This is a genomic window from Pseudomonas fluorescens (assembly GCF_018614775.1).
GTDB lineage: Bacteria > Pseudomonadota > Gammaproteobacteria > Pseudomonadales > Pseudomonadaceae > Aquipseudomonas > Aquipseudomonas fluorescens_BY.
The window spans coordinates 55,886-80,074 of the sequence record NZ_JAGGOF010000028.1 but is presented as its reverse complement, the minus strand read 5'-3'; the positions used below and the strand labels follow the sequence as shown (position 1 = coordinate 80,074).

Annotated in this window: 23 protein-coding genes; 16 read left to right on the top strand and 7 right to left on the bottom strand. The window is 63.1% G+C overall.

Going from position 1 to position 24,189, the window contains the following annotated elements; translation table 11 throughout:
- Nucleotides 1-11: 11 nt before the first annotated feature.
- Nucleotides 12-833: a gamma-carboxygeranoyl-CoA hydratase gene (locus tag J7E36_RS08235; RefSeq protein ID WP_215001705.1), complete on the top strand. Its 822-nt coding sequence runs from the start codon at nt 12-14 to the stop codon at nt 831-833.
- The gene (locus J7E36_RS08230; protein WP_215001703.1) at nt 830-2,779 is read left to right on the top strand and encodes an acetyl/propionyl/methylcrotonyl-CoA carboxylase subunit alpha; all 1,950 of its coding nucleotides are present in this window, start codon (nt 830-832) and stop codon (nt 2,777-2,779) included. The genes J7E36_RS08235 and J7E36_RS08230 overlap by 4 nt, the downstream gene beginning before the upstream one ends.
- Nucleotides 2,780-2,808: 29 nt before the next feature.
- Here J7E36_RS08230 and J7E36_RS08225 read toward each other — a convergent pair whose 3' ends face one another.
- Nucleotides 2,809-3,438, bottom strand: coding sequence for a LexA family protein (locus tag J7E36_RS08225; protein WP_215001701.1), 630 nt, complete (start codon nt 3,436-3,438; stop codon nt 2,809-2,811).
- 129 nt (nt 3,439-3,567) lie between these two features.
- Between J7E36_RS08225 and J7E36_RS08220 the strand changes: the two genes are divergently transcribed.
- A complete protein-coding gene (locus J7E36_RS08220) occupies nt 3,568-3,915 on the top strand; it encodes a DUF6124 family protein (RefSeq protein WP_215001699.1) in 348 nt (115 codons plus the stop codon).
- 481 nt (nt 3,916-4,396) lie between these two features.
- Entirely contained in the window at nt 4,397-5,548 is a 1,152-nt protein-coding gene (locus J7E36_RS08215; RefSeq protein WP_215001721.1) for a M14 family metallopeptidase, read from the top strand.
- A 62-nt stretch (nt 5,549-5,610) separates the two neighbouring features.
- Here J7E36_RS08215 and J7E36_RS08210 read toward each other — a convergent pair whose 3' ends face one another.
- Together J7E36_RS08210 and J7E36_RS08205 are read right to left on the bottom strand one after the other, a co-directional pair.
- Entirely contained in the window at nt 5,611-6,159 is a 549-nt protein-coding gene (locus J7E36_RS08210) for a cytochrome b (protein ID WP_215001697.1), read from the bottom strand.
- Nucleotides 6,156-7,238 carry a catalase family peroxidase gene (locus tag J7E36_RS08205; protein ID WP_215001695.1) on the bottom strand — a complete coding sequence of 361 codons (1,083 nt, stop codon included), beginning with the start codon at nt 7,236-7,238 and terminating at the stop codon, nt 6,156-6,158. The genes J7E36_RS08210 and J7E36_RS08205 overlap by 4 nt, the downstream gene beginning before the upstream one ends.
- A 167-nt stretch (nt 7,239-7,405) precedes the next feature.
- Between J7E36_RS08205 and J7E36_RS08200 the strand changes: the two genes are divergently transcribed.
- Nucleotides 7,406-7,912, top strand: coding sequence for a sigma-70 family RNA polymerase sigma factor (locus J7E36_RS08200; RefSeq protein WP_215001693.1), 507 nt, complete (start codon nt 7,406-7,408; stop codon nt 7,910-7,912).
- Nucleotides 7,909-8,661, top strand: a complete 753-nt coding sequence (locus tag J7E36_RS08195; RefSeq protein WP_215001691.1) for an anti-sigma factor family protein — start codon at nt 7,909-7,911, stop codon at nt 8,659-8,661. Before J7E36_RS08200 ends, J7E36_RS08195 begins: the two co-directional genes overlap by 4 nt.
- Before the next feature lie 146 nt (nt 8,662-8,807).
- Here J7E36_RS08195 and J7E36_RS08190 read toward each other — a convergent pair whose 3' ends face one another.
- Nucleotides 8,808-9,644: an IclR family transcriptional regulator gene (locus J7E36_RS08190; protein ID WP_215001689.1), complete on the bottom strand. Its 837-nt coding sequence runs from the start codon at nt 9,642-9,644 to the stop codon at nt 8,808-8,810.
- A 245-nt stretch (nt 9,645-9,889) separates the two neighbouring features.
- Here J7E36_RS08190 and J7E36_RS08185 point away from each other — a divergent pair, with 245 nt between their 5' ends.
- The 8 genes from J7E36_RS08185 (at nt 9,890) to J7E36_RS08150 (ending at nt 17,987) form a co-directional block, all read left to right on the top strand.
- The gene (locus J7E36_RS08185; RefSeq protein ID WP_215001687.1) at nt 9,890-10,915 is read left to right on the top strand and encodes an ABC transporter ATP-binding protein; all 1,026 of its coding nucleotides are present in this window, start codon (nt 9,890-9,892) and stop codon (nt 10,913-10,915) included.
- Entirely contained in the window at nt 10,912-11,781 is an 870-nt protein-coding gene (locus tag J7E36_RS08180) for an ABC transporter permease (RefSeq protein ID WP_215001685.1), read from the top strand. Before J7E36_RS08185 ends, J7E36_RS08180 begins: the two co-directional genes overlap by 4 nt.
- 6 nt (nt 11,782-11,787) lie before the next feature.
- Nucleotides 11,788-12,582, top strand: coding sequence for an ABC transporter permease (locus J7E36_RS08175; RefSeq protein WP_215001683.1), 795 nt, complete (start codon nt 11,788-11,790; stop codon nt 12,580-12,582).
- 7 nt (nt 12,583-12,589) lie between these two features.
- Entirely contained in the window at nt 12,590-12,880 is a 291-nt protein-coding gene (locus J7E36_RS08170) for a (2Fe-2S)-binding protein (RefSeq protein ID WP_215001681.1), read from the top strand.
- A gap of 187 nt (nt 12,881-13,067) precedes the next feature.
- Nucleotides 13,068-14,423 carry an NAD(P)/FAD-dependent oxidoreductase gene (locus J7E36_RS08165; protein ID WP_215001679.1) on the top strand — a complete coding sequence of 452 codons (1,356 nt, stop codon included), beginning with the start codon at nt 13,068-13,070 and terminating at the stop codon, nt 14,421-14,423.
- Nucleotides 14,420-15,535, top strand: coding sequence for an NAD(P)/FAD-dependent oxidoreductase (locus J7E36_RS08160; RefSeq protein WP_215001677.1), 1,116 nt, complete (start codon nt 14,420-14,422; stop codon nt 15,533-15,535). Before J7E36_RS08165 ends, J7E36_RS08160 begins: the two co-directional genes overlap by 4 nt.
- Nucleotides 15,536-15,552: 17 nt before the next feature.
- Complete coding sequence (locus tag J7E36_RS08155; protein ID WP_215001675.1) at nt 15,553-16,599, top strand: ABC transporter substrate-binding protein; 1,047 nt, start codon at nt 15,553-15,555, stop codon at nt 16,597-16,599.
- Nucleotides 16,600-16,667: 68 nt separating this feature from the next.
- Nucleotides 16,668-17,987: a leucine-rich repeat-containing protein kinase family protein gene (locus tag J7E36_RS08150; RefSeq protein WP_215001673.1), complete on the top strand. Its 1,320-nt coding sequence runs from the start codon at nt 16,668-16,670 to the stop codon at nt 17,985-17,987.
- A 44-nt stretch (nt 17,988-18,031) separates the two neighbouring features.
- On the opposite strand, the gene J7E36_RS08145 is transcribed toward J7E36_RS08150, so the two are convergent.
- Nucleotides 18,032-18,736 carry a YebC/PmpR family DNA-binding transcriptional regulator gene (locus J7E36_RS08145; protein WP_215001671.1) on the bottom strand — a complete coding sequence of 235 codons (705 nt, stop codon included), beginning with the start codon at nt 18,734-18,736 and terminating at the stop codon, nt 18,032-18,034.
- 218 nt (nt 18,737-18,954) lie between these two features.
- Here J7E36_RS08145 and J7E36_RS08140 point away from each other — a divergent pair, with 218 nt between their 5' ends.
- Nucleotides 18,955-20,361 (top strand): type VI secretion system Vgr family protein, encoded by a 1,407-nt coding sequence (locus J7E36_RS08140; protein WP_215001669.1) that lies wholly within the window; start codon nt 18,955-18,957, stop codon nt 20,359-20,361.
- A gap of 101 nt (nt 20,362-20,462) precedes the next feature.
- The gene (locus J7E36_RS08135) at nt 20,463-21,011 is read left to right on the top strand and encodes a cytochrome b (RefSeq protein ID WP_215001666.1); all 549 of its coding nucleotides are present in this window, start codon (nt 20,463-20,465) and stop codon (nt 21,009-21,011) included.
- A gap of 6 nt (nt 21,012-21,017) precedes the next feature.
- On the opposite strand, the gene J7E36_RS08130 is transcribed toward J7E36_RS08135, so the two are convergent.
- The gene (locus tag J7E36_RS08130) at nt 21,018-21,926 is read right to left on the bottom strand and encodes a 1-aminocyclopropane-1-carboxylate deaminase/D-cysteine desulfhydrase (protein WP_215001664.1); all 909 of its coding nucleotides are present in this window, start codon (nt 21,924-21,926) and stop codon (nt 21,018-21,020) included.
- A gap of 176 nt (nt 21,927-22,102) precedes the next feature.
- Nucleotides 22,103-24,142: an FAD-dependent oxidoreductase gene (locus tag J7E36_RS08125; protein ID WP_215001662.1), complete on the bottom strand. Its 2,040-nt coding sequence runs from the start codon at nt 24,140-24,142 to the stop codon at nt 22,103-22,105.
- Between the last annotated feature and the right edge of the window lie 47 nt (nt 24,143-24,189).

Genomic DNA, 24,189 nt, shown 5'->3' with positions numbered 1-24,189 from the left:
GGGGAATGCCCATGGATAACTTCAACACCCTCGAACTGCTCAGCGACCCACGCGGCTTCGCCACCCTGTGGCTGAGCCGCGAGTCGAAGAACAACGCGTTCAACGCCGAAATGATCCGCGAACTGATTCTGGCCCTGGACCAGGTCAGCAGCGATCCGAACCTGCGCTTCCTGCTGGTCCGTGGCCGTGGCAAACATTTCAGCGCCGGCGCCGACCTGGCCTGGATGCAGCAATCGGCCGAGCTCGACTACCACACCAACCTGGACGATGCCCGGGAACTGGCGGAGCTGATGTACAACCTCGCCAAGTTGAAAATTCCCACGCTGGCCGTCGTCCAGGGGGCGGCGTTCGGCGGCGCACTGGGCTTGATCAGTGCCTGCGACATGGCGATCGGCGCCGATGAGGCGCAGTTCTGCCTGTCGGAAGTGCGCATCGGTTTGGCGCCGGCGGTGATCAGCCCGTTCGTGGTCCAGGCCATCGGCGAGCGCGCCGCCCGGCGTTACGCCCTGACCGCAGAACGTTTCGGCGGGCAACGTGCGAGAGAGATCGGTTTGCTGTCGGAAAGTTACCCGGCCGAGGCGCTGGAGCATCACCTTGAACAGTGGGTCGACAACCTGTTGCTCAACAGCCCGGCGGCCATGCGCGCCAGCAAGGACTTGTTGCGCGAAGTCGGTAACGGCGCCCTCACCCCGGCGTTGCGGCGCTACACCGAAAACGCCATCGCCCGCATCCGCGTCAGCCCGGAGGGCCAGGAAGGCCTGCGGGCCTTCTTGCAAAAGCGCGCGCCAAGCTGGCAAGCCGAGTCGAATGTCAACAAGGAGCCGCGTCGATGAGCGCCCCCGTCCTCACCACGTTACTGGTGGCCAACCGTGGCGAAATCGCCTGCCGCGTGATGCGCACCGCCAAGGCCATGGGCCTGACCACCATTGCCGTGCACAGCGCCACCGATCGCGACGCCCGCCATAGCCGTGAAGCCGACATCCGTGTCGACCTGGGCGGCAGCAAGGCGGCTGACAGCTACCTGCAGATCGATAAGCTGATCGCCGCCGCCCAGGCCAGTGGCGCCCAGGCCATTCACCCCGGCTATGGCTTCCTGTCCGAAAACGCCGGATTCGCCCGGGCGATCGAAAACGCCGGGCTGATCTTCCTCGGCCCACCCGCCTCGGCCATTGATGCCATGGGCAGCAAATCCGCGGCCAAGGCCCTGATGGAAACAGCGGGCGTGCCCCTGGTACCGGGCTACCACGGTGAAGCCCAGGACCTGGACACGTTCCGCGATGCCGCCGAACGCATTGGCTACCCGGTGCTGCTCAAGGCCACCGCCGGCGGTGGCGGCAAGGGCATGAAAGTCGTCGAGGACGTCAGCCAACTGGCCGAGGCCCTGGCTTCGGCTCAGCGCGAAGCGCAGTCCTCGTTCGGTGATTCGCGGATGCTGGTGGAAAAATACCTGCTCAAGCCGCGCCACGTGGAAATCCAGGTCTTTGCCGACCGACACGGCCACTGCCTGTACCTCAATGAACGTGATTGTTCGATCCAACGCCGCCATCAGAAAGTGGTGGAAGAAGCCCCTGCTCCCGGCCTGACTCCGCAACTGCGCCGGGCGATGGGTGAGGCGGCGGTGCGCGCGGCCCAGGCGATAGGCTATGAGGGTGCTGGCACGGTGGAGTTCCTGCTGGATTCGCGGGGCGAATTTTTCTTCATGGAAATGAACACCCGGTTGCAGGTCGAGCACCCGGTCACCGAAGCGATTACCGGATTGGACCTGGTGGCCTGGCAGATCCGCGTTGCACAGGGCGAACCGTTGCCGATCACCCAGGAGCAGGTGCCGTTACGGGGCCATGCCATCGAAGTGCGGCTGTACGCCGAAGACCCGGCCAACGATTTCCTCCCGGCCACCGGGCGCCTGGCGTTGTATCGCGAATCAGCCGAGGGGCCGGGCCGCCGGGTCGACAGTGGGGTTGAGGAAGGCGATGAGATCTCACCGTTCTACGACCCGATGCTCGGCAAGCTGATTGCCTGGGGTGAGGACCGGGAACAGGCGCGACTGCGGCTGCTGAGCATGCTCGACGAGTTTGCCATCGGCGGGCTGAAAACCAACATCGATTTTCTGCGACGCATCGTCGCCCACCCCGCCTTTGCGGCGGCAGAGTTGGACACTGGATTTATCCCACGCTACCAGGCGCAATTGCTGCCAGAGCCTGGCGAGTTGGATGACGACTTCTGGGTCGCAGCAGCGCAGGGTTTCGCCTTGAGCCTGACGCCGCAGGTGCGTGCCGACGACGCCCACTCACCCTGGTCCAGCGCTACCGGCCTGCGCCTGGGGCTGCCAAGGGAAACCAGCCTGCACTTAAGCTGCGAAGGACAGGATCGCACGATCACCCTGAACGCCATCGATCAGCGTGCGGCACGCCAGGGCGAGCAACTGGTGATCGAGCGCAACGGCCTGCGCCGCAGTCATCGCGCCATTCGCCAGGGCGAAAGCCTGTACCTGCAATGGGACGGTGACTTGCACCGTGTCGACCTGTACGACCCACTGGCCGCCGCAGAGGCCAGCCACAGCCATCAAGGCGGCCTGACGGCGCCCATGAACGGCAGCATCGTACGGGTGCTGGTGAGTGCCGGCCAGGCGGTCGAGGCTGGGGCGCAACTGGTGGTGTTGGAAGCGATGAAAATGGAGCACAGCATTCGTGCACCCCAGGCCGGTGTGATCAAGGCGCTGTATTGCCAGGAAGGCGAAATGGTCAGTGAGGGCAGCACACTGGTAGCGTTCGACGAATAGGCATCGGCCCGTTTGCAGGGCCGATCCGGTTAAAAACGAATGGTGGCTTGCACGACCACACCGATCAGGCGGCATTGCTCGGTGTACAGGCTTTTCGGGTAAGTCGGATTGAGCGGGACCAGGTAACGCTGCCCGCTTTCCTCGATCAGTTTACGAAAGGTCGCATCGCTGCTGCCGGGCAGGTAGGCAACCACCAGCTTGCCGGGCACGGCTTCGATGGCCGGATCCACCAGGATCGACATGCCCTCGGGTATGCTCAAACCGCTCGGTGCGGTCATCGCATCGCCCACCACCACCAGCCAGAACGCATCCCCCTGGGCGTGGTAATCCGTCAGCTCATAGCGCAGATCGCCGTCGCGTACGTTGCCGACCTCGTGCCATTCACTGACCGGGTACCGGAAGTACGGGTTGTACTTCTGCGCCAGGGTCATGCCCTCCTCCGTCGAGGTGTCCGGCTCTCGAATCACCATCGCCACTTCAAGAAACTCCAGGCCCAGCTCCTTCAGGACCCGATTCATGTCATCGACACTGGGCTGCCGGCGCTTGGTCAGCCAATGGCCGACGCCGCCCTGGGACATGCCCAACCGTTCTGCGAGCACCACTTGCGTGACGCGCAGCTCCTTCATCTTGGCCTTGACCAACTCTATCCATTTATCCATGTGCGGCACGATACGTGGCTGGCTCCGACCGTCAAAACACAAATTGTAGTATTTAAATTATCGTCACAATTACGATAGGTACTATTCTGAATTAAGGATTTCAGCCCCCACACGGAGACACATGACACCATGGACACACTCAACAAAGATCAGCCCAACAACCCGTTCGATAGCACGTTCCCCCCACTTCAGGATTGCCCAGCCGCTAAAAGGGCGCTCGACTATTACTTGAAACCGGGTGTTTCAGAAGCGCCGACAGAGCACCGGTTCTTCGACGCCAACCATAACATCGGCGCGGAGGAAGCCCTTGTCCATGCGTGCGATCTGCTGCGCTGTGCGGCAGCCACGGCTCACGAGTCCGCCAATCGGCTGGACGGTTCGAGCCGTGACCTGGCATTTTCGGTGGTGCACATGATTGACCTGGTCAAGGTGATGCTTGACCGATCCCTGGATGGCTACCCGACTCGTCAGGCGTAATGCGCAGTAAGGTTGCCGCAAATGGACAACGGGAAAATTTCCAATCGATGCAATAAAACCATTTGACTTGCAAATGATAATGATTATTATTGCATCAACTGATCGCGAGATCAGTGATAGCCCAGAAGCCCTTAGGTCGGACTGCTGGGATATCTCCTCATCAGGCTAATCACGGTTTTTGACCCGGCTTTTGCCGGGTCTTTTTTTGCCGATTTTTCGGCTCATGGCTTCAGGCCAATGAAGTCTTTGGGTGTCGCTGAATCTGCTGGCGGGATGGTATCAAATGAAGATTCACTTACAAGCCTCCCCCTGTTCCACGCGGCCAGAAACTCTCCACGGCAGCACTTGAGAATCAATAACGGACGCTCTAAGCTGACCCAGCGTCCAGGGAGGACGCCCCCCCTCGCCGTTGATGTAAATCGTCCCGACTTCCCCCTCCTTGCGTGTAAAGTAACCGCCATGAACATCCTTTTCGGGAATGGTGACCGTGGCTAAATCTTCTTTTGAAATCAGCGCCAACTTTGACAGCGGCAACATTGAAGTCGTCGACATCAGCAACCCGCTACAGTCGCTCCTCAAGATCAGGCCCGATACCCGCAGTGCTCATTTCCAGTGGTTCCACTTCAAGGCCAGTGGCCTGCACGTCGGCCAGGAGTATTCCTTCCGGCTGCTCAATGCCAGCCAATCGTCGTATAGCAAGGCATGGACCGGCTACCAGACCGTTGCATCCTACGATCACGTCAACTGGTTCCGTATCCCTACTCAATATGAAGGTGATGCCCTGCGCTTTCACTTGGAGGCAGAACAACCCCACGCCTGGTTCGCCTACTTCGAACCGTACAGTCGCGGCCGTCACGATTGGCTGATCGAGCAAGCACTGCACAAGGCCGGCACCGAACTGCTGGCCGTTGGCAAAAGCGTCGAGGGCCGTGACATTCAACTGCTGCGCAAGGGCAACGGTGGCGAAGGCCGGCGGAAAATCTGGATCATCGCCCAACAGCATCCCGGCGAGCACATGGCCGAGTGGTTCATGGAGGGCGTGATCGAGCGCCTCCAGCAACATGATGATGCGCAACTGAACCGACTGCTCGACAAGGCCGACTTGTACCTGGTACCCAACATGAACCCGGACGGTGCGTTCCACGGGCATTTGCGGACCAACGCTAATGGGCAGGACCTCAACCGTGCCTGGCAGAACGCCAGTTTGGAAATCAGCCCTGAGGTGTTTTTCGTACAGCAGCAGATGGAAAAGTACGGCGTCGACCTGTTCCTGGACGTGCATGGCGATGAGGAAATTCCCCACGTGTTCACGGCCGCCTGCGAAGGCAACCCAGGCTACACGCCGCGCATCGCCCACCTCGAAGAGCGCTTTCGCAGCCACCTCAAGCACCAGACCAAAGACTTCCAGACCGTTCACGGCTACACCCGCGACGAGCCGGGCCAAGCCAACATGACCTTGGCCTGCAACGCAGTCGGGCAGAAATACGACTGTTTGTCCCTGACCCTGGAAATGCCGTTCAAGGACCACGACGATCACCCGAATCCACTCACTGGCTGGTCGGGTAAGCGTTCGATGCAGTTGGGCAAGGACGTATTGAGCACCCTTGGCGACCTGGTGGACGAGTTGCGCTGACCCAGCGTACAGATCGCGCAACCCGGTGGGAGGGAATGTGTTCTCCCCACCGTTTTTACGAATCAGCCCTTGCCACGCAACATACTGTCCATCACCTCATCCCGACGCACCCAGGCGTGAAACAGCGCTGCCGCCAGATGCACCAGCACCGTCAGGAACAACAAATAAGCCAGGTAACCATGGGCCTTTCGCAGCATCGCGAAGGTCTGCGCGTGCGCGGGCAGGATCGCGGGCAGGATCGCGGGCAGTCGCAGCGAATGGCCGAGCATCACCGGATCGCCCGCCGCTGAAATCATTGCCCAGCCCAACAGCGGCAGAATCAGCATCAGGGCGTACAACAACCCATGCGAAGCCTTTGCCGCCAACACCTGCCAGCTTGGCAGATCGGCCGGCAGCGGTGGCTGTCGAGTGGTAAAGCGCACCACCAGGCGCGCGATCACCAGCAGCAAAATCGCGATCCCCAAAGGCTTGTGCAGTTGGAGCAACCATTCATGGCGTTCGGACACCGAAGCGACCATGCCCGCGCCAATAAACAGCATGGCAATGATCATCAATGCCATCAGCCAATGCAGCAGCCGGGCCAGCGGTGCAAAGTGACGGGGGGCGCTCATGGGCGGGACTCCTGGGTGGCGGGCAACTGATGGACTTCGCTGGTGCGGCGCAGGTACGAGCTGGCATACGCGGCGGAACGCGCCGCCAACAGCGGATCGTCGGAACCTTCGATGCCGGCGGGCAGGATCAGCGGGTCATAATTGATATCGCGGCACTCACCGTTGTCCTGCGCCTGGGTGCGCTCCAGCACCAGCGTGCCGGCATTGAGCACCTTGCGATCAGCCGGCCAGGGCTTGCTGGCGTCAGTCACCGGATCGCCCGGATTGGCCAAGGTGATGTTCAACTGCCAGCGCAACGGCCCGGCGGCAAGACGCTTTACCAGGTCCTGCTCAAGGAAATCGGCGCCCTGAGGTGGCGTCGCGTCCGCGGCGTCCTGGCTCATCGGCACCACGCCCCAGCGCACCGCCTGGCGCTGTCCGGTGGGGTTGATCAGATAGAACGCGTTGATGCCGTTATAGGTCTCGGTGGCATAACTGGCCGATGGCTTGGCGGTCTTGATCCATTGCAGGAAGGGCATGGCTTCCGGGTGAGCGGCAAAGAACGCCGGTACGGCCGCAGGGTTGGGTTTTCCGGTGGCAGGATCCGGCGACTGGGCCTGCTGGAATTGGTAGAAAGCCTCGGGCGTCCCCACCGGGAACACCGGCATGCTGTTCATGCCCGTGCGCCATTGCTGGCCGTTGGCCTGGGTAAAACGCAGCGCCAGGCTGCGAATCGGCACGCTGCCATCCGGTGCATAGGGGTTGCCGCTGGGCAAGGCAAAGCGTCCGACCACCGGTGTTCGTGCTTGCGTGAACACCTGGGCAGTGGAATAGGCGCCGGCCTCGCCAGTGCTCTCGAAGTAGCCCGCCACACAGACACCTTTTGAGTGATTGCGCCGAAACCCCGGGTGGGTCCCGTTGTTCTGCTCCAGGATATTGACCAGCGCCTTGGGCGTCAGTCGCTGTGGATCAAGGGTGCCATTGACGTAGGCAAACGCCCCGCCCAGCGCCGCGACAACCACGGCAATGCCGGCCAGGCGCAGGGCCAGGGTTGCTGCACTCAAGGGCGGCCGACTCGGTGAAGAGGAAGGGTCAACCATGACAAAGCTCCAAGGCCCGAGGCCATTTGCGGAAAGGACCCGTCAGACGAAGGGCTTGCAGGTTTATTCCCGCGCCTCGTATTTATTTTTCCTGCACTGGAATAATCTCGTTCGCGGGTCGTCTTTCCAGTCCCGGTGCAGCGACTGCCCCTAGAAGCCACACGCCCATGAACGAACTCGATGAACAGCTGCGCGAGCTCATCCCCAGGCTACGGCGCTTTGCCGTGTCGCTGACGCGCAACCCGAGCAACGCCGACGACCTGGTGCAGACGTGCCTGGAACGGGCGTTGTCGAAATGGAACGACAAGCGTCCGGACGGCGATCTGCGGGCCTGGCTGTTCTCGATTCTGTACCGGCAGTTTCTCGACGCCCATCGCCGTTCCCGGCGCTATGCGCGCATGCTGGAATTCTTCACCGGCCGCGACGATGGCCACCCTTCGGCCGAGCGCAGTGTTATCGCGCTATCGTCCCTGCAGGCCTTCGACCAACTCACGACGGAACAACGTGCATTGTTGTTATGGGTCTCGGTGGAAGGCTTGAGCTACCAACAAGTCGCCGACATCCTCGGCGTGCCGACCGGCACGGTGATGTCCCGCCTGTCACGCGCGCGCCAGGCCCTGCGCCAACTCAGCGATGGCGAAATCACCCGCCCTGCCCTGCGGATACTCAAATGATCAACATGCCCCCCAGCGACAACGACCTGCACGCCTATGTCGATCGCCAACTGAGCGAAGCCGACCGGCGCCTGGTGGACACCTACCTCGCCAACCACCCCGACGTCGCCGCTCGGGTCAGGGCTTGGCAACAGGACGCGCAACACCTGCGCAGCGCCTTCAGTGGCGCGTTGCAACAACCGGCCAATCCGGCGCTCGACCCGGCGATGATTCGTCAGCGCCTCAAGCATCGGTCCAGGCGCTACATGGCCAGTGCGGCGGTGTTGCTGCTGGCCGTCAGCGTCGGTGGATTCAGCGGTTGGCACGCGCGGGAAATGACCCTGCTCAGCAGTGCAGCGCCCATGGCTGACGCGCTGCAGGCGTACCGGCTGTTCGCCCAGCAGGGCCTGCTCCCGGCCGATTTCCAAACCGGCGACGCACGCAGCATGCAAGACTGGCTCGACCGCTACTTCACTCAGGCCAACCGACTCCCGGACCTGTCCGGCGCGGGCTTCAAACCGGTCAGCGGCCGCTTGCTCAGCACTGAGCAAGGTGCGGCGGCCATGGTGGTTTACCAGGACCCGAGCGGCGAGAAAATCAGTTTCTACGTACGCCCGCCGGGCCCGAAAAACTTCCTGCTGCCCCGTGGCAGTCGCCGCGATGGCGAGTTACAGGCCGAGTACTGGTCCGGGCCGGGATACAACTATGCGATGGTCATCCCCAGCGGTACGCCGACGACGCAGCGGCTCAAGCAAACGCTGAATTTCTGATCACCACCCCATCACCTGTGGGAGCGAGCCTGCTCGCGATTGCGGTGTATCAGTTAAATAATCACTCACTGGACCACCGCTATCGCGAGCAGGCTCGCTCCCACAGGGGCCTGAGTGTTCTTGAAAGAGTGTTCTTGAAATTTTGCTCACCCCTGCCCAAACACCTGCGAAGGCCGGCGCAGCAGCGGGTCAAACGGGTTGATCCGCGGCCCGATCAGCGCCGCCTCGCGCTTGAGCATTTCCACCACCGTCGGCAGGCGATCGGGCCCGAGGCGGTCGCTCACCGTTGCCACGCTCAAGGCGGCCACGGCCCGACCGTCCCGATCCAGGATCGGCACCGCGACCCCGGCCATGCCCTGCAACACGCCGGTATTGCGGCCGGCGTAACCGAGCGCACGCACGCTTTCCACTTCCGAGCGCAGGAAGACTTCGTCGTACAAATGAAAATCCTTGAGCCGCGGCAGGTTGTAATGGATCACCGTGTCGCGCTCCTCCTCCGGCAGGAACGCCAGGATCGCCAGGCTGCCCTGGCCCACGCCCAATGCCACGCGGCCGCCGATGTCACCGGTAAAGGTGCGAATCGGAAACGGTCCTTCGCTACGGTCCAGACAGATGGCATCGAACCCGCTGCGCGCCAGCAGAAACAGCGAGTCGCCCAGAGAAGCTGACAACCGCAGCATGGCCGGTCGCACCAGTTCCCGCAGGTTGCCGGTGTTGCCGGCGCGGGCGGCCAGGGCGAAGAAGTCCAGGCTCAGTCGGTAGCGCTTGGTGCTCGCGTCCTGCTCGACCATGCCCTCGTCCATCAGGCTGCGCAGCAGGCGATGCGTGGTTGGCTGGGACAACCCGATGCGCTGGGCCAGCTGCGTCACCCGTTCGCCACCCCCGGCGGTGTCCCCCAGGCTGCGCAGGACGGCAAACAACCTCGAAACCGCACCGACGCCGACTTCGCTCTTTTCGCTATTCCGATCAGTGGGATTATTCATCCAATATCCATAATTAAAATTTACTCAATGAATAAAACTGAAAATAAACATCTTCTCAGTGAAATAGATCATTGAGCCCATCCTAGTCTTCGTCCTACTCTGCGTCCATACAGGGGCGATTCGAACAACAGCGGCAGCCGACCCAGGTCGAGCGCCAACGCACCCGCAGTACCCCCTTTCGTATCTGCCCATACAAAAAAGCGCGCCTCGCGGCGACGCATAACAATTCCAGGTGGAGCGCAGCGATGGCTTTTGTGCGACTTGAAGAACTTGGCAAACGGTACGGCGCGATCGACGCCGTGGTCGCCACCAACCTCTCGGTGGAGAAAGGCGAATTCGTCTCGCTGCTCGGCCCTTCCGGCTGCGGCAAGACCACCACCTTGCAGATGATCGCCGGCTTCGTCGACGTCAGCAGCGGGCGCATCCTGCTGGACGGCCGCGACATTACCCACGCCAAGCCCGCCAGTCGTGGCCTGGGCGTGGTGTTCCAGAGTTACGCGCTGTTTCCCCACATGACTGTCAAGGACAACGTCGCCTTCGGCCTGCGCATGCGCAAGGTGGCCAACGCCGACCTGCAACAACGGGTGGCCCGGGTGCTGAAACTGGTGCGCCTGGACGCACACGCCGAACGCTACCCCCGGGAGCTTTCCGGCGGCCAGCGCCAGCGCGTGGCATTGGCCCGGGCGCTGGTGATCGAGCCGCCGGTGCTGCTGCTTGACGAACCGCTGTCCAACCTCGACGCCAACCTGCGCGAAGAGATGCAATACGAGATCCGCCGCATCCAGCGCGAAGTCGGGATCACCACGCTGATGGTCACCCACGACCAGTCCGAAGCCCTGTCCATCAGTGACCGTGTGGTGGTGATGCAAGCCGGGCGCATTACCCAGATCGACGCGCCGTACACCCTCTACGAACACCCACGAACCCAGTTCATCTCCGGCTTCGTCGGCAAAGCCAACCTGCTGCCCGGCGAGCGTGACAGTGCGGGCGTCGTTCAAGCCTGCAGCCACGGCCAGGGTGACCTGACGCTGAGCCTGCGCCCGGAAAAAATCGACCTGTGCCCGGCCGGTTCAGGCCGGCTGCAAGGCACGGTCGTCAGCCGCTTTTTTCTCGGCAGCCAATGGCTGTACGGCGTTTCCACCCACCTGGACGAACTCTGCGTGGTACGCCGCAACGACGGCTCCGCGCCACTGAACGAAGGCACGGCGGTGGGCCTCGATTGGGACCCGGCCCTGCTGCGGGTATTGAGCGCCGACGAGGTGTCGGCATGAAGTGGATCGCTGCGATGCGCCGCGGGCGTCAGGGCTACCTGATGTCCGCGCCGGCCCTGGCCTTGTACCTGGGCCTGTTGGTGATCCCGCTGGGCCTGACCCTGGTGCTGTCGTTCAACGTCTTCGACTACAACTCGGGTATCAACGGCGACGCGTATACATTCGATCACTACACCAGCCTGCTCGGCGATCCGTACTTCTATGAGATCTTCTTGCGCACGCTGTGGATCAGCGCCCTGACCACCCTGTTATGCGTGTTGATCGGGGTGCCCGAGGCGTATGTCCTCAGTCGCATGGGCGCGCCGTGGCGCTCGATTTTCCTGATCCTGATCCTCACGCCACTGCTGATTTCGGTGGTGGTGCGGGCCTTCGGCTGGAGCCTCCTGCTCGGCGCCGATGGCCTGGTCAACCAGACCCTGCAAGCCTTCGGCGGCTCGCCGATGAAACTGCTCTACACACCGTTCGCCGTGGTCATCGCCCTGGTCCATGTGATGCTGCCGTTCATGATCATTCCGGTCTGGACCTCGCTGCAAAAACTCGACCCCGCCGCCGAACAGGCCGCGCTGTCCCTGGGGGCGAGCCAGTTCACGGTGATACGCAAGGTCGTGCTGCCGCAGATCATGCCCGGCGTGCTGTCGGGCACGCTGATCGTGTTCGGCCTCGCCGCCAGTTCGTTCGCCATCCCCGGACTGCTCGGCGGACGCCGCTTGAAAATGGTCGCCACGCTGATCTACGACCAGTACCTGTCGGAGCTCAACTGGCCCATGGGGGCGGCCATTGCCGTCGCGCTGCTGCTGCTCAACCTGCTGATCATGCTGTCGTGGAACCGCATGATCGAAGGCCGCTACAAGAAGTCATTGGGGTAATTCGTCATGTCCAGGAACGGTCCTTTCGCCCTGTTGTTCCATGCCTTGGTGGTGGTGTTCATGCTGGCGCCACTGGTGGTGGTGTGCCTCGTGGCCTTCACCCCGGAAAACACCCTGAGCCTGCCGACCACGGCGTTCTCCCTGCGCTGGTTCCGTGCGGTGTTCGAGCGCGCGGACTTCGTCGATGCGTTCTACAACAGCCTGATCCTGGCGTTTTGCGCGGCTTCGCTGGCGACGCTGATTGCGGTGCCGGCGGCCCTGGCGATCACCCGCCTGGAATTCCCCGGTCGAGACTTTTTCAACGGGCTGTTCCTGTCGCCGATCATCATTCCGCACCTGGTGCTTGGCGTGGCGCTGCTGCGCTTGTTCGCGCTGATGGGCGTGAACGGCAGCTTCGCCTGGCTGATCTTCGCCCACGTGCTGGTGATCACTCCGTATGTGCTGCGCCTGGTGCTTGCCTCGGCCATCGGCCTGGATCGCAGTGCCGAACAGGCGGCGCAATCGCTGGGAGCCGGGCGCTTCACGCTGTTTCGGCAGATCACCTTGCCGATGATTCTGCCGGGTGTGGCCGGGGGCTGGTTGTTGGCATTCATCAACAGTTTCGATGAGGTCACGCTGTCGATCTTCGTCACTTCGCCGGCCACGCAAACCCTGCCGGTGCGCATGTATGTCTACGCCACCGAATCCATCGACCCGATGATGGCGGCGGTGTCGGCACTGGTCATCGCGCTCACGGCGCTGACCATGATTCTGCTTGATCGGGTCTATGGCCTGGATCGGGTTCTGGTAGGTAAACAATGAGGGCGCCATGGCTCTGCTGAAACGACTGGCCGAAGGCGACCGCCCGGCCCTGGACTTTACCCTCGACGGCGCACCGGCCAGCGGCCTGTTGGGCGACACCCTGCTCACCGCTGTGCTGACCTGCAGCGAGCACCTGCGCGGCAGCGATTTCAGCGCCGAGCCCAGGGCCGGCTTCTGCCTGATGGGCGCCTGCCAGGACTGCTGGGTCCGCTTGGGCGACGGCCGCCGCGTCCGCGCCTGCTCGACCCTGCTCGAAGCGGGCCAGCACATCAGCCGCGAACCGGGACGGCTGGTATGACCGTTTCCAGCAGGCATGACCTCATCGCGAGCAGGCTCGCTCCCACAGTAAGTCTGTGGTGGTACCCGACGTTGGGTACGCCACAAATCCCCTGTGGGAGCGAGCCTGCTCGCGATTGCAAATTGTCTGTCACCACCGTCGCTGAATGTACCGCCACAAAGCCCCAGGCCTTGTCGACGAGGTGGTCATGAAACCCACCGCCATCATCGGCGCCGGCCCGGCGGGTATCCGGGCGGCGCAGACGCTGGTCGCCCACGGCGTGTATCCGGTCTTGCTGGACGAGGCCGCCCGCGGTGGCGGGCAGATCTATCGGCAGCAGCCGGCCAACTTCAAGCGCTCGCCGGTCAAGCTTTATGGCTTCGATGCGCACAAGGCCAACGCCATCCACCAGACCCTCGACGAACTGCGCGAACAGCTCGATTACCGTCCCGACACATTGGTGTGGAATACCGAAGCCGGCCTGTTGGATACCTTGCACGAAGGTCGCGCCGACCGTCTCGAATACGCCAGCGTGATCGTCGCCACCGGTGCCACCGACCGGGTCCTGCCAGTACCGGGTTGGACCCTGCCTGGGGCCTACAGCCTGGGCGCCGCCCAGATTGCCCTGAAATTCCAGGGCTGCGCCATCGGTGAGCGGGTGGTGTTCGCCGGCAGCGGCCCACTGTTGTATCTGGTGGCGTATCAATACGCCCGAGCCGGCGCCAACGTGGTCGCGGTGCTCGACAGTTCCCCCTTCAGCGCCCAGGTCCGCGCGCTGCCCGGCCTGTTGGCGCAACCGGCGACCCTCGCCAAGGGCCTCTACTACCGCGCCTGGCTGACTGCCCACGGCATCCCCGTGCAGCAAGGCGCAAGCCTGTCGCGTATCGACGGCGAACACCGGGTGCAGTCGCTGCACTGGCGCAACGCCAAAGGTGAACACACCCTCGACTGCGACGCGGTGGCCTTCGCCCATGGCTTGCGCAGCGAGACCCAACTGGCCGATCTGCTCGGCTGCGAATTCGCCTGGAACAGCCTCAATCGCGCCTGGCTGCCGCTACGGGACCGCGCCGGGCGCAGCAGCGTCCCCGGGGTCTATCTGGCTGGTGACGGCGCCGCCATCATGGGCGCCGACGCTGCGGAAATGGCCGGTGAACGGTCGGCCCTGGCCTTGCTCGAAGACATGGGCTATCTGATCGACGCGCAACGCTGCAGCGAACTGGAGCAATCCCTCGAACGCATCGGCCAGTTCCGACAAGGCCTGGAGCGTGCATTTGCCTTTCCCGAGGACTGGGCCGCCGAGGCCGCCGACCATCTGATGATCTGCCGCTGCGAAGAAGTCCGCGTCGGCGACATCCGCCGGGTGGTGGGTGAAGGCCATTGGGAGATCAACCGGGTCAAGGCGCATTGCCGGGTTGGCATGGGCCGCTGCCAGGGACGGATGTGCGGCGCCGCAGCGGCAGAAATCATTGCCTGCACGAGCGGTCGCCCGGTTTCCGGGATTGGTCGCCTGCGCGCCCAAGCGCCCATCAAGCCCGTGCCGTTCGGCCTGGAGGTCGAGCCATGAGCGAAGTCGACGTGGTGATCATTGGCGGCGGCATCGTCGGCGCCTCGGCCGCGCTGTTCCTGAGCAAGGCCGGACGCCGAGTGGCACTGCTGGAACGGGATTTCTGCGGCTCGCACGCAAGCGGCGTGAACTACGGCGGTGTACGCCGCCAGGGCCGACCGTTGTCGCAACTGCCCCTGTCGCAACGGGCCCATGAAATCTGGAGCCGGTTGCCCGAGTTGATCGGCATTGATGGCGAATACCAGCGCAGCGGTCATCTGAAACTCGCCCGCAGCCTCGATGATCTGCGCGCCCTGCACGACTACGCCGCCAGCAGCCAGGGCTTTGGCCTGGATCTGCAACTGCTGGATCGTGACCAATTGCGCGCTCGTTTCCCGTGGGTTGGCGCCGTGGCGGTGGGGGCGTCGCTGTGTCCGGATGACGGCCACGCCAACCCGCGCCTGGTATCGCCGGCTTTTGCCCAGGCAGCCCGCCGGCATGGCGCGCAGATCCACGAACAATGTGCCGTCAGCACCGTCGAGCACGACGGCCGACGCTTCAGCGTACACACCGAAACCGGCCGGGTGTTCCATGCACCGTGGCTGCTCAATTGCGCCGGCGCCTGGGCGAGCCATTTCGCCGCGCAGTTCGGCGAAGCGGTGCCCATGCACGCGGGGCACCCGGCGATGCTGGTCACCGAACCCCTGCCAGTGGTCATGGACGCCAGCACCGGCGTCGAGGGTGGCGGTATCTACGCGCGCCAAGTCGCCCGTGGCAACTGCGTGCTGGGGGGCGGTCAGGGTTTCGCCCTGGACACTGCGCGCGCCCGGCCCGGCCAGCACGCCGTGCTCGAAATCCTGCGCCAGGCAGTCGAACTTTACCCGTTTCTGGAAGGCGCCCAGGCGATTCGCACCTGGAGCGGCACCGAAGGCTACCTGCCCGATCGCCAGCCGGTGATCGGCCCCAGCGGCACCCAACCCGGCCTGCTGCATGCGTTCGGTTTTGCCGGCGCCGGCTTCCAGATCGGTCCCGCGGTGGGCCAGGCGCTCACCGAGATCATCTGCAGCGGCGCATCAAGCACGCCGCTGGATGCGTTTTCCATCACCCGGTTTCACTCCATCTCCGTTGCTTGATAGAGGAAGGTCGCGCCATGAATAACGTCAAACGCACTGCATTACTGGGTTTTTCCTGCTTGAGCGCATTGCTCACCGTTGGCCAGGCACACGCCGAGCCGACGCTGTACCTGGGCATGAACGGCGGTACCATGGAGCGGCTCTACGCCGACAAGGTCCTGCCGGCCTTCGAGAAAGCCAACAACGTCAAAGTCGTGATTGTGCCCGGCACCTCCGCCGACATCCTGGCGAAGGTCCAGGCGAGTAAAGGCAACCCGCAGATGCACGTGATGTTCCTCGATGACGGCATCATGTACCGCGCCATCTCCATGGGACTGTGCGACAAGCTGCAGGACAGCCCGACCCTGGCGCAGATCCCGGCCAAGGGCCGTATCAAGGATCAGGCCGTCGCTGTCAGCCTCGGGGTGACGGGTCTGGCCTACAACACGCGGCTGTTCAAGGAAAAAGGCTGGAACACGCCGACGTCCTGGATGGACTTGGCCGACCCGCGTTTCAAGGACAAGGTGGTGTTCCAGTCGATGGCCTCGTCGACCTTCGGCCTGCACGGTTTCCTGATGTTCAACCGGATCCAGGGCGGTACCGAAAGTGATGTCGAACCAGGCTTCAAGGCCTGGCCGAACACCATCGGGCGCAACGTGCTGGAATACATTCCCAGCTCGGCGAAGATTTCCGAAATGCTGCAGACCGACGAAGCGGCCCTGTTCCCGCTGACGCCGACCCAGGTGACCGCGCTTAAACTCAAGGGCATGCCGGTGGAGTACGCACAACCGAAGGAAGGCGCCGTGGTCCTCAACGTCGCCGAATGCACCATCGCCCAGAACACCCAACCTGAGCTGGCGCAGAAACTCGCGGCATTTCTATTGACGCCGGAAGCCCAGGCCATTGCCCTGGAAGAAGGCGACCAGATCCCGTCGAACCCGAACACCCCGACCACCGACAAGACTCGTGGCCAGGTGGAAGCGATGAAGCAATACCTGGGAACCGCGATCGCCGTGGATTGGGATCAGGTCAACGAACAGCGCCCGGCCTGGAACGCCCGGTGGAACCGCAGTATCGAGCGCTAGGGCGAGCACATCCACCCACGCTTTGCCGGTATCATGCGGCGTCCAGACGCAATGAACTGACCCCATCCATGGATACCCTCACCCAACTCCGCACCGGCCAGCTCTCAGGCACGACTCGCCTGGACCTGGCCTGCGGCCTGACGCAGTTTCCGCGGGAAATCTTCGACCTGGCCGATTCCCTCGAAATTCTCAACCTCAGCGGCAATCAACTCGACGCGCTGCCCGACGACCTGCATCGGCTGACCCGCCTGCGGGTGCTGTTCTGCTCGGACAACCGCTTCACCGAACTGCCCGAATGCCTGGGCCGTTGCGCCGCGTTGACCATGATCGGCTTCAAGGCCAACCGCATTGAGCGCGTAACCGGCGCTGCCTTGCCGCTGCGGCTGCGCTGGCTGATCCTGACCGACAACTGCATCAGCGACCTCCCTGATGAACTGGGCCAACGCACGCACCTGCAAAAACTGATGCTGGCCGGTAACCGTTTACAGCAGCTGCCTTCGAGTCTGGGCCAGTGCCAGCGTCTCGAACTGCTGCGCATCGCTGCCAATCAACTGGTTGAACTGCCGCAAGGATTGCTGGAACTGCCAAGCCTCAGTTGGCTGGCTTACGCCGGCAATCCGCTGGAACCCCAGGCCGACGCCGTCGCTTTGAATACGACGACGCCTATCGACTGGTCGCAGTTGAACCTGCAGCAACCGTTGGGTGAAGGCGCGTCGGGAGTGATCTACCAAGCGCTGTGGCAAGCCCCAGGCCAGGCGGCGCGAAACGTTGCGGTAAAACTGTACAAAGGCCAGATGACCAGTGACGGTTCGCCGCTGCACGAAATGCACGCCTGCATCACCGCCGGTCGACACCCCAACCTGATCGACGTGCTGGGCCAGGTCGCCGGCCATCCCGAGGAGCAGGCCGGGCTGGTGATGGCGCTGATCGAGCCCAGTTACCGCAACCTCGCCGGGCTGCCAAGCCTGGCCTCGTGCACCCGCGACGTGTATGCCGACGAGCTGCGCGTCAGCGCCTCCGCTGCCTTGCGCATCGCCCGCGGCATCGCCTCGGTGGCGGCGCATCTGCACCGCCAGGGCATCACCCACGGTGATCTGTACGCGCACAACATTCTGTTCAACGACCAAGGCGACTGCCTGCTGGGGGACTTTGGTGCGGCGTCGTTCCATCCCACCACCGACACGAGGCAAACGCGCGCATTGCAGCGCATCGAAGTACGGGCCTTCGGGATTTTACTGGGGGAACTGCTGGAGAGAATCGAACCGGCGCTTGATGCCGCGGCGCTGACAGCGCTGCAAGATTTGCAGGCCGGCTGCTGCCAGCCAGAAGTGCTGGCACGACCGGGGTTCGAGGAGATTGAAACGCTGTTGAGCCGGTTAAACGACTGACCGTGGCGAGGGAGCTTGCTCCCTCGCCACGGAAAGGCCTGCGGTTACCCCGCCAACCCGACAAACATGTCCTGTACGTCATCGTGGTTATCGAGGCCTTCAAGGAAGGCTTCGACTTCAGCCATCTGCTCGTCGGTCAGACCGGCGACCGGGTTTTTCGGTTGATAGCCCAATTTGGCCGCCAACACGGTGAAACCCTGCTCCGGCAAGGCCTTCTGCACCGCGTCGAGGTCAGCAGGATCGGTGATGAACAAGGTCGCGCCCTCTTCGCCCGCTTCGAAATCCTGGGCACCGGCCTCAATGGCGGCCATTTCCGGATCGGCGTCCGGGCTGTCCGGCGAGGCCTCGATCATGCCGACATGGTTGAAGTCCCACGCCACCGAACCCGAAGCGCCCAATTGGCCCTTACGAAATGCGACGCGGATTTCGGCAACGGTGCGGTTGATGTTGTCGGTCACGCATTCAACGATCAGCGGCACCTGATGCGGCGCGAACCCTTCATAGGTGACGCGGTGGTACTGCACGGTCTCACCGAGCTGGCCCGAACCTTTCTTGATCGCACGCTCCAGGGTCTCGCGCGGCATCGAGGCCTTCTTCGCCTGCTCGACCACCAGGCGCAGATGCGCGTTGGTCGAGGTGTCGGCGCCGTTGCGCGCGGCAATGGTGATTTCCTTCACCAGCTTGCCGAAGATCTTGCCCTTGGCGTTCGCAGCCGCTTCTTTGTGTTTAACCTTCCACTGTGCGCCCATTACTCACTCTCTTGTCTGACGCGCCGAGACATCTGCCGGCCGGCGCTGTGGCGCAAGTTTATACGGCCTAAACCGGCTGATCGACCAAAAAATTCAGCCTGCTGAATCGGCATTTTCACAGTGCGTTGTAGGGCTTTTCTGAAAAGAGGACCACAAGCACCATTTCCCTTTGGGGTTTCGTACCCTCTGCGCCTCTCTCCCTGCAAGAAAGAGCCGCAATGCGCAACGACACGGAAAGTCCATTCAGCCTGACCCTCACGCAAAGCGACTTGCAACTGCAAGTACTACGACTCAATGGTCGGGAAGCCCTCAACCAGCCGTACCGCTTTGACCTCGAACTGATCAGCCTGGCGCCCCCCATGAACCCCGACACGCTACTGGGGCAGCCGGCCTTCCTGCGCCTGGATGGCGAATCGGGCATCCACGGGGTCGTCCACAGCGTCAGTCTGAGCGCGCATGCGCCGCACCGCGTCGGCTATCGCCTGACGTTGGTGCCTTACCTCCAGCGTCTGGAGCAAGGTCCCCGGCGGCAGGTGTTCACTCGACTCAGCGTCGTGCAATTGCTGCAACGCCTGCTGGAGCACCACGCACTGCCCGCCGACAGTTACCGCTTCGAATTGCCTCATGGGCAGTACCCGCGCCGGCCCTTCTGCATCCAATACGAGGAAAGCGACCTGGCTTTGCTGCAACGGCTGTGTGAAGAAGAAGGTATTCACTATCACTTTGAACACGCGCCCCAGGGGCATGTGCTGGTGTTCGCCGAAGACCCGGCAAGCTTTCCCCCATCGCCCATGGAGTTGACCCTGTGCACAGACGACAGCGTGAAGCCGGCGATCAAGCGGTTGTACCTGCGTCACCAGCCAATGATGCCAGGCCTGCCCGTCGGGTTCAGTGATCGGGCCAGCGGCGAAATCGAGGCCTCGGCGGCCAATCATGCCTTTGAACGTACCGAGCCCGAAGCCTTGCGGGGCAATCCGGTCCTGGCTCATCCCCACCAGACCGCTCGCCGCCACTTGGAACGCCTGCGCTGCCGACAACGGCAAATCCACGGCCACAGCACTCAACCGACCCTGCGTGGCGGCCACCTCGTGCAGATCGGCGAACACCCGGTGTCAGCCTTCAACGACCAGTGGCTGATCACTGAAGTCCAGCATCGCGGTCGGCATTTCTCCATCCTGGAACCGAACCTGCCCACGCCACCCTCGGCCCGGGACTACCGCAACCGGTTCACTGCCATCCCGTGGTCCACCGTATTCAGGCCGGCGCTTAAACACCCCAAGCCGTGCATCCCGGGCTATCACCTTGCCCATGTGCTCGGCGACACTGGCCAACCGGTGAAGCCCGATGAACGCGGCCAGGTCAGTGTCAGCCTGTGGGCGCCGGATCAGGAGGGCATCCCGCTGCCGGTGTCGCGATTGACGCCCAAGGAGCAGTCCGCCTTGCTGGCCGGCAGCCAGGTGCTGGTGAGTTTCCTCGATGGCGACCCCGACCGACCGGTGCTTTGCCCTGGGGTTTTGGACCCCGGTGCCGGGCCCACCCCCGTACCGGTGAAAACGCCGCAGGGACCCCATGATGCGGGGCTGCTGCTGGACTGGCTGCTGAACCCGCCGGACCTGGCGCCCTGACAAAACCTGATCCAGCACAAGCAAACCCAGCGAAACGGGCTTACAGTACACATAACGCTGCTCAAGACGGCGCTTCACCCTGATTGTTGGAGAGACCTGCAATGCCCTGGAAAAACTCAGAAAGCCGCTACAGTACCGTCACGGTGACCTTGCACTGGCTGATGCTGGTTCTGCTGGCCGTGGTTTACGCCTGCATCGAATTCCGCGGGATTTTCCCCAAGGGCAGTGGCGGTCGGACCCTGATCAAGGAAGCGCATTTCATGCTCGGCCTGACTGTGTTCCTGCTGGTCTGGCTGCGCCTGTTCGCCCGCAGCATGGGCAAGGCCCCGGCGATCTTTCCGGCGTCGCCTGTCTGGCAAACGCTTCTGGCTCGCCTGATGCACTGGGCGCTGTACCTGTTCATGATCGCCATGCCGCTGCTGGGCTGGCTGATCACCAGCGCCGAAGGGCACCAGGTGATGTTCTACGGTTTCGATTTGCCGTTGCTCATCCATCAGGACAAGAACTTCGCCAAACAGCTGGAAGGCTGGCATGTGCTGGGCGGCACTATCGGCTATTGGTTGATCGGGCTGCATGCTCTGGCGGGGCTGTATCATCACTATGTGGTCCGCGACAACACGTTGCTGCGGATGATGCCCAAGCGCGGCTGAGGGCGGTTATTCGAACCCCCGGCGGCCTTGCAAGCCGCCGGTGTGCACGAAGACCAGGCGCGTGCCCGGGGCAAATCGCCCGGCCTCGACCTGCGCCTTGAGCGCCATCAGGGCCTTGCCGGTGTACAGCGGCTCCAACTCGATGGCGTCGGTGGTGGCGATGAAGGCAGTGAGTTCGGCATCGACCCGGGCAAAACCGCCACGGCTGCCGTCGAACAATTCATAACGCGAATGGGCAAGCCCCGCTGCGGCGATGATGCTCTCGACCTGCTGCGCCACGCCGTGATCCTCGGGCACGGCCAACACGCCATGGACCGGACGCTCCCCCGCCTCGGCCAGCACCAGCCCCGCCAGCGACGTCCCCGTGCCGCAAGCCAGCCACCAGCCGTGATAATCCGCCCAACCCAACGCTGCCAATTGTTCCCGAACGCTGGTTACCCAGGCCATGCAGCCTTGGGCGCCGGGCAATCCTGAACCGCCTTCGGGCACGGGGTAAAAATGCGGATAACGTGCTCGCCAGGGCACCCAGAAATCCGCCGCGTGGCGCGCTCGGTAACCGCCGTAACCCAGCCAATGCAGTTCCATGCCGAACGCTTCAAGGTCCAGCACGGTCGGCGTCTCCCGGGGCTGACCGCGCAGCAGTCCGAGCGTTGCAAAGCCATAGCGCTTGCCCGCCGCCGCCAACGCATGCAGATGGTTTGAATAAGCGCCGCCCAGGCTCATGACGCCCCCAGCACCCGCCTCGTGGGCGGCACGCAGATGATGAACCAGCTTGAACCACTTGTTACCGCTGATCAGCGGATCAATCCGGTCCAGGCGCAACACCGCCACTTCCACACCGGCACGGGCGAGCCAGTCGAGATGAAGGCGTTCGAGTCGCGGTTGTGGGTGCCAGTCGAGGGTGGAGCAAAGCATTGCGACAGACCGAGGGAAAAGATGATCGCTATCTTACCAGCTCGATGGCCGTAACCCCTGTGGGAGCGAGCCTGCTCGCGATGGCGGTGGATCAGTCAGCACGTCTGCAACTGACAAACCGCCATCGCGAGCAGGCTCGCTCCCACAGGGGATCAAACGTCTACAGGGCGGGCGCCTTAGAGCTGCGCCGCCAATCGCGAACCCTGGTTGATCGCCCGCTTGGCATCCAGCTCCGCCGCCACGTCAGCACCGCCGATGAGATGAACATTCTGCCCTGCCGCTTCCAGGCCTTCCTGCAATTCACGCAGCGGATCCTGGCCGGCGCAGATCACGATGTTGTCCACCGGCAGCACCTGTGGCTCGCCAGCTTCGCCGATGCGAATGTGCAGGCCGTTGTCGTCGATCTTCAGGTACTCGACACTGTTGAGCATCTGCACTTGCTTGTTCTTCAGGCCCGTGCGGTGAATCCAGCCGGTGGTCTTGCCCAGGCCGTCGCCCACCTTGGATGCCTTGCGCTGCAACAGGAATACCTGACGCGCCGGGGCATGGGGCTCGGCGCGGATCCCGGCCACACCGCCACGGGCCTGGAGGTGAGTGTCGATGCCCCATTCCTTCCAGAACGCTTCACGGTCCTGGCTGGTGGAAACGCCTTGGTGCACCAGGAACTCCGACACGTCGAAGCCGATACCGCCGGCGCCAATCACCGCGACGCTGTGACCCACCGGTTTGCGTTCCAGGATCACGTCCAGGTAGCTCAGCACCTTGGCGTGATCCACGCCGGGAATCGCCGGTACACGCGGGGCGATGCCGGTGGCGAGGATGATCTCGTCGTAACCACCGTCCACCAGCTTCGCCACGTCCACCCGGGTGTTGAGACACAGCTCGACATTCGTCGTCTGCAACTTGCGATTGAAATAACGCAGGGTCTCGTAGAACTCTTCCTTGCCCGGCACGCGCTTGGCCACGTTGAACTGGCCACCGATTTCGCTGGCCGAATCGAACAACGTCACCTGGTGCCCGCGCTCGGCGGCCACGGTGGCGGCGGACAACCCGGCCGGGCCGGCACCGACCACGGCGATTTTCTTCACCTGGGTCACCGGCAGGTAGTTGAGTTCGGTTTCATGGCAGGCCCGCGGGTTCACCAGGCAACTGGTGAGCTTGCCGCCGAAGGTATGGTCGAGGCAGGCCTGGTTGCAGCCGATGCAGGTGTTGATTTCATCGCTGCGACCGGCGGCTGCCTTGTTGACGAACTCCGGATCCGCCAGGAACGGTCGCGCCATGGAGACCATGTCGGCATCGCCTTCGGCGAGGATCTGCTCGGCCACCTCCGGCGTGTTGATGCGGTTGGTGGTGATCAACGGAATGCTCACCGAACCGCGCAGCTTGGCCGTGACTTTGCTGAACGCCGCTCGCGGCACCTTGGTGGCGATGGTGGGAATCCGTGCTTCATGCCAGCCGATGCCGGTGTTGATGATCGTCGCGCCGGCCTGCTCGATAGCCTTGGCCAACTGGACGATTTCGTCCCAGGCGCTGCCGCCTTCCACCAGGTCAAGCATCGACAAACGAAAGATAATGATGAAATTCGGCCCGACCGCCTCACGCACCCGACGGACAATTTCCACTGGCAGGCGCATGCGGTTTTCGTAGCTGCCGCCCCAGCGGTCGGTGCGATGATTGGTGTGGGCTGCCAGGAACTGGTTAATGAAATAACCTTCCGAGCCCATGATCTCGACGCCGTCGTACTCAGCCTTCTGGGCCAATACCGAACAGGTGACGAAATCGCTGATCTGCTTCTCGATGCCCGCCTCGTCCAGTTCCTTGGGCTTGAACGGGTTGATCGGTGCCTGGATCGCACTGGGCGCCACTTGCTTGGGGCTGTAGGCGTAGCGCCCGGCATGGAGAATCTGCATGCAGATCTTGCCACCGGCCTCGTGGACCGCGCGGGTCACGATCCGATGCTTGAGAGCTTCCTCTTCGGTGGTCAGCTTGGCCGCGCCGGAGTAAACGCCGCCCTCGTCATTCGGCCCGATCCCACCGGTGACCATCAGGCCCACGCCGCCTCGGGCGCGCTCGGCAAAATAGGCCGCCATGCGCTCGAAACCGCCCGGCTTTTCTTCGAGACCGGTGTGCATCGACCCCATCAGGGTACGGTTGCGCAAGGTGGTAAAACCCAGGTCCAACGGAGCCAGCAGGTGCGGGTAATGGGCGGCGGTCATCGGTAACTCCACAACGGGCGAACACGGAAAAGGCGGAAGCTCTGTGG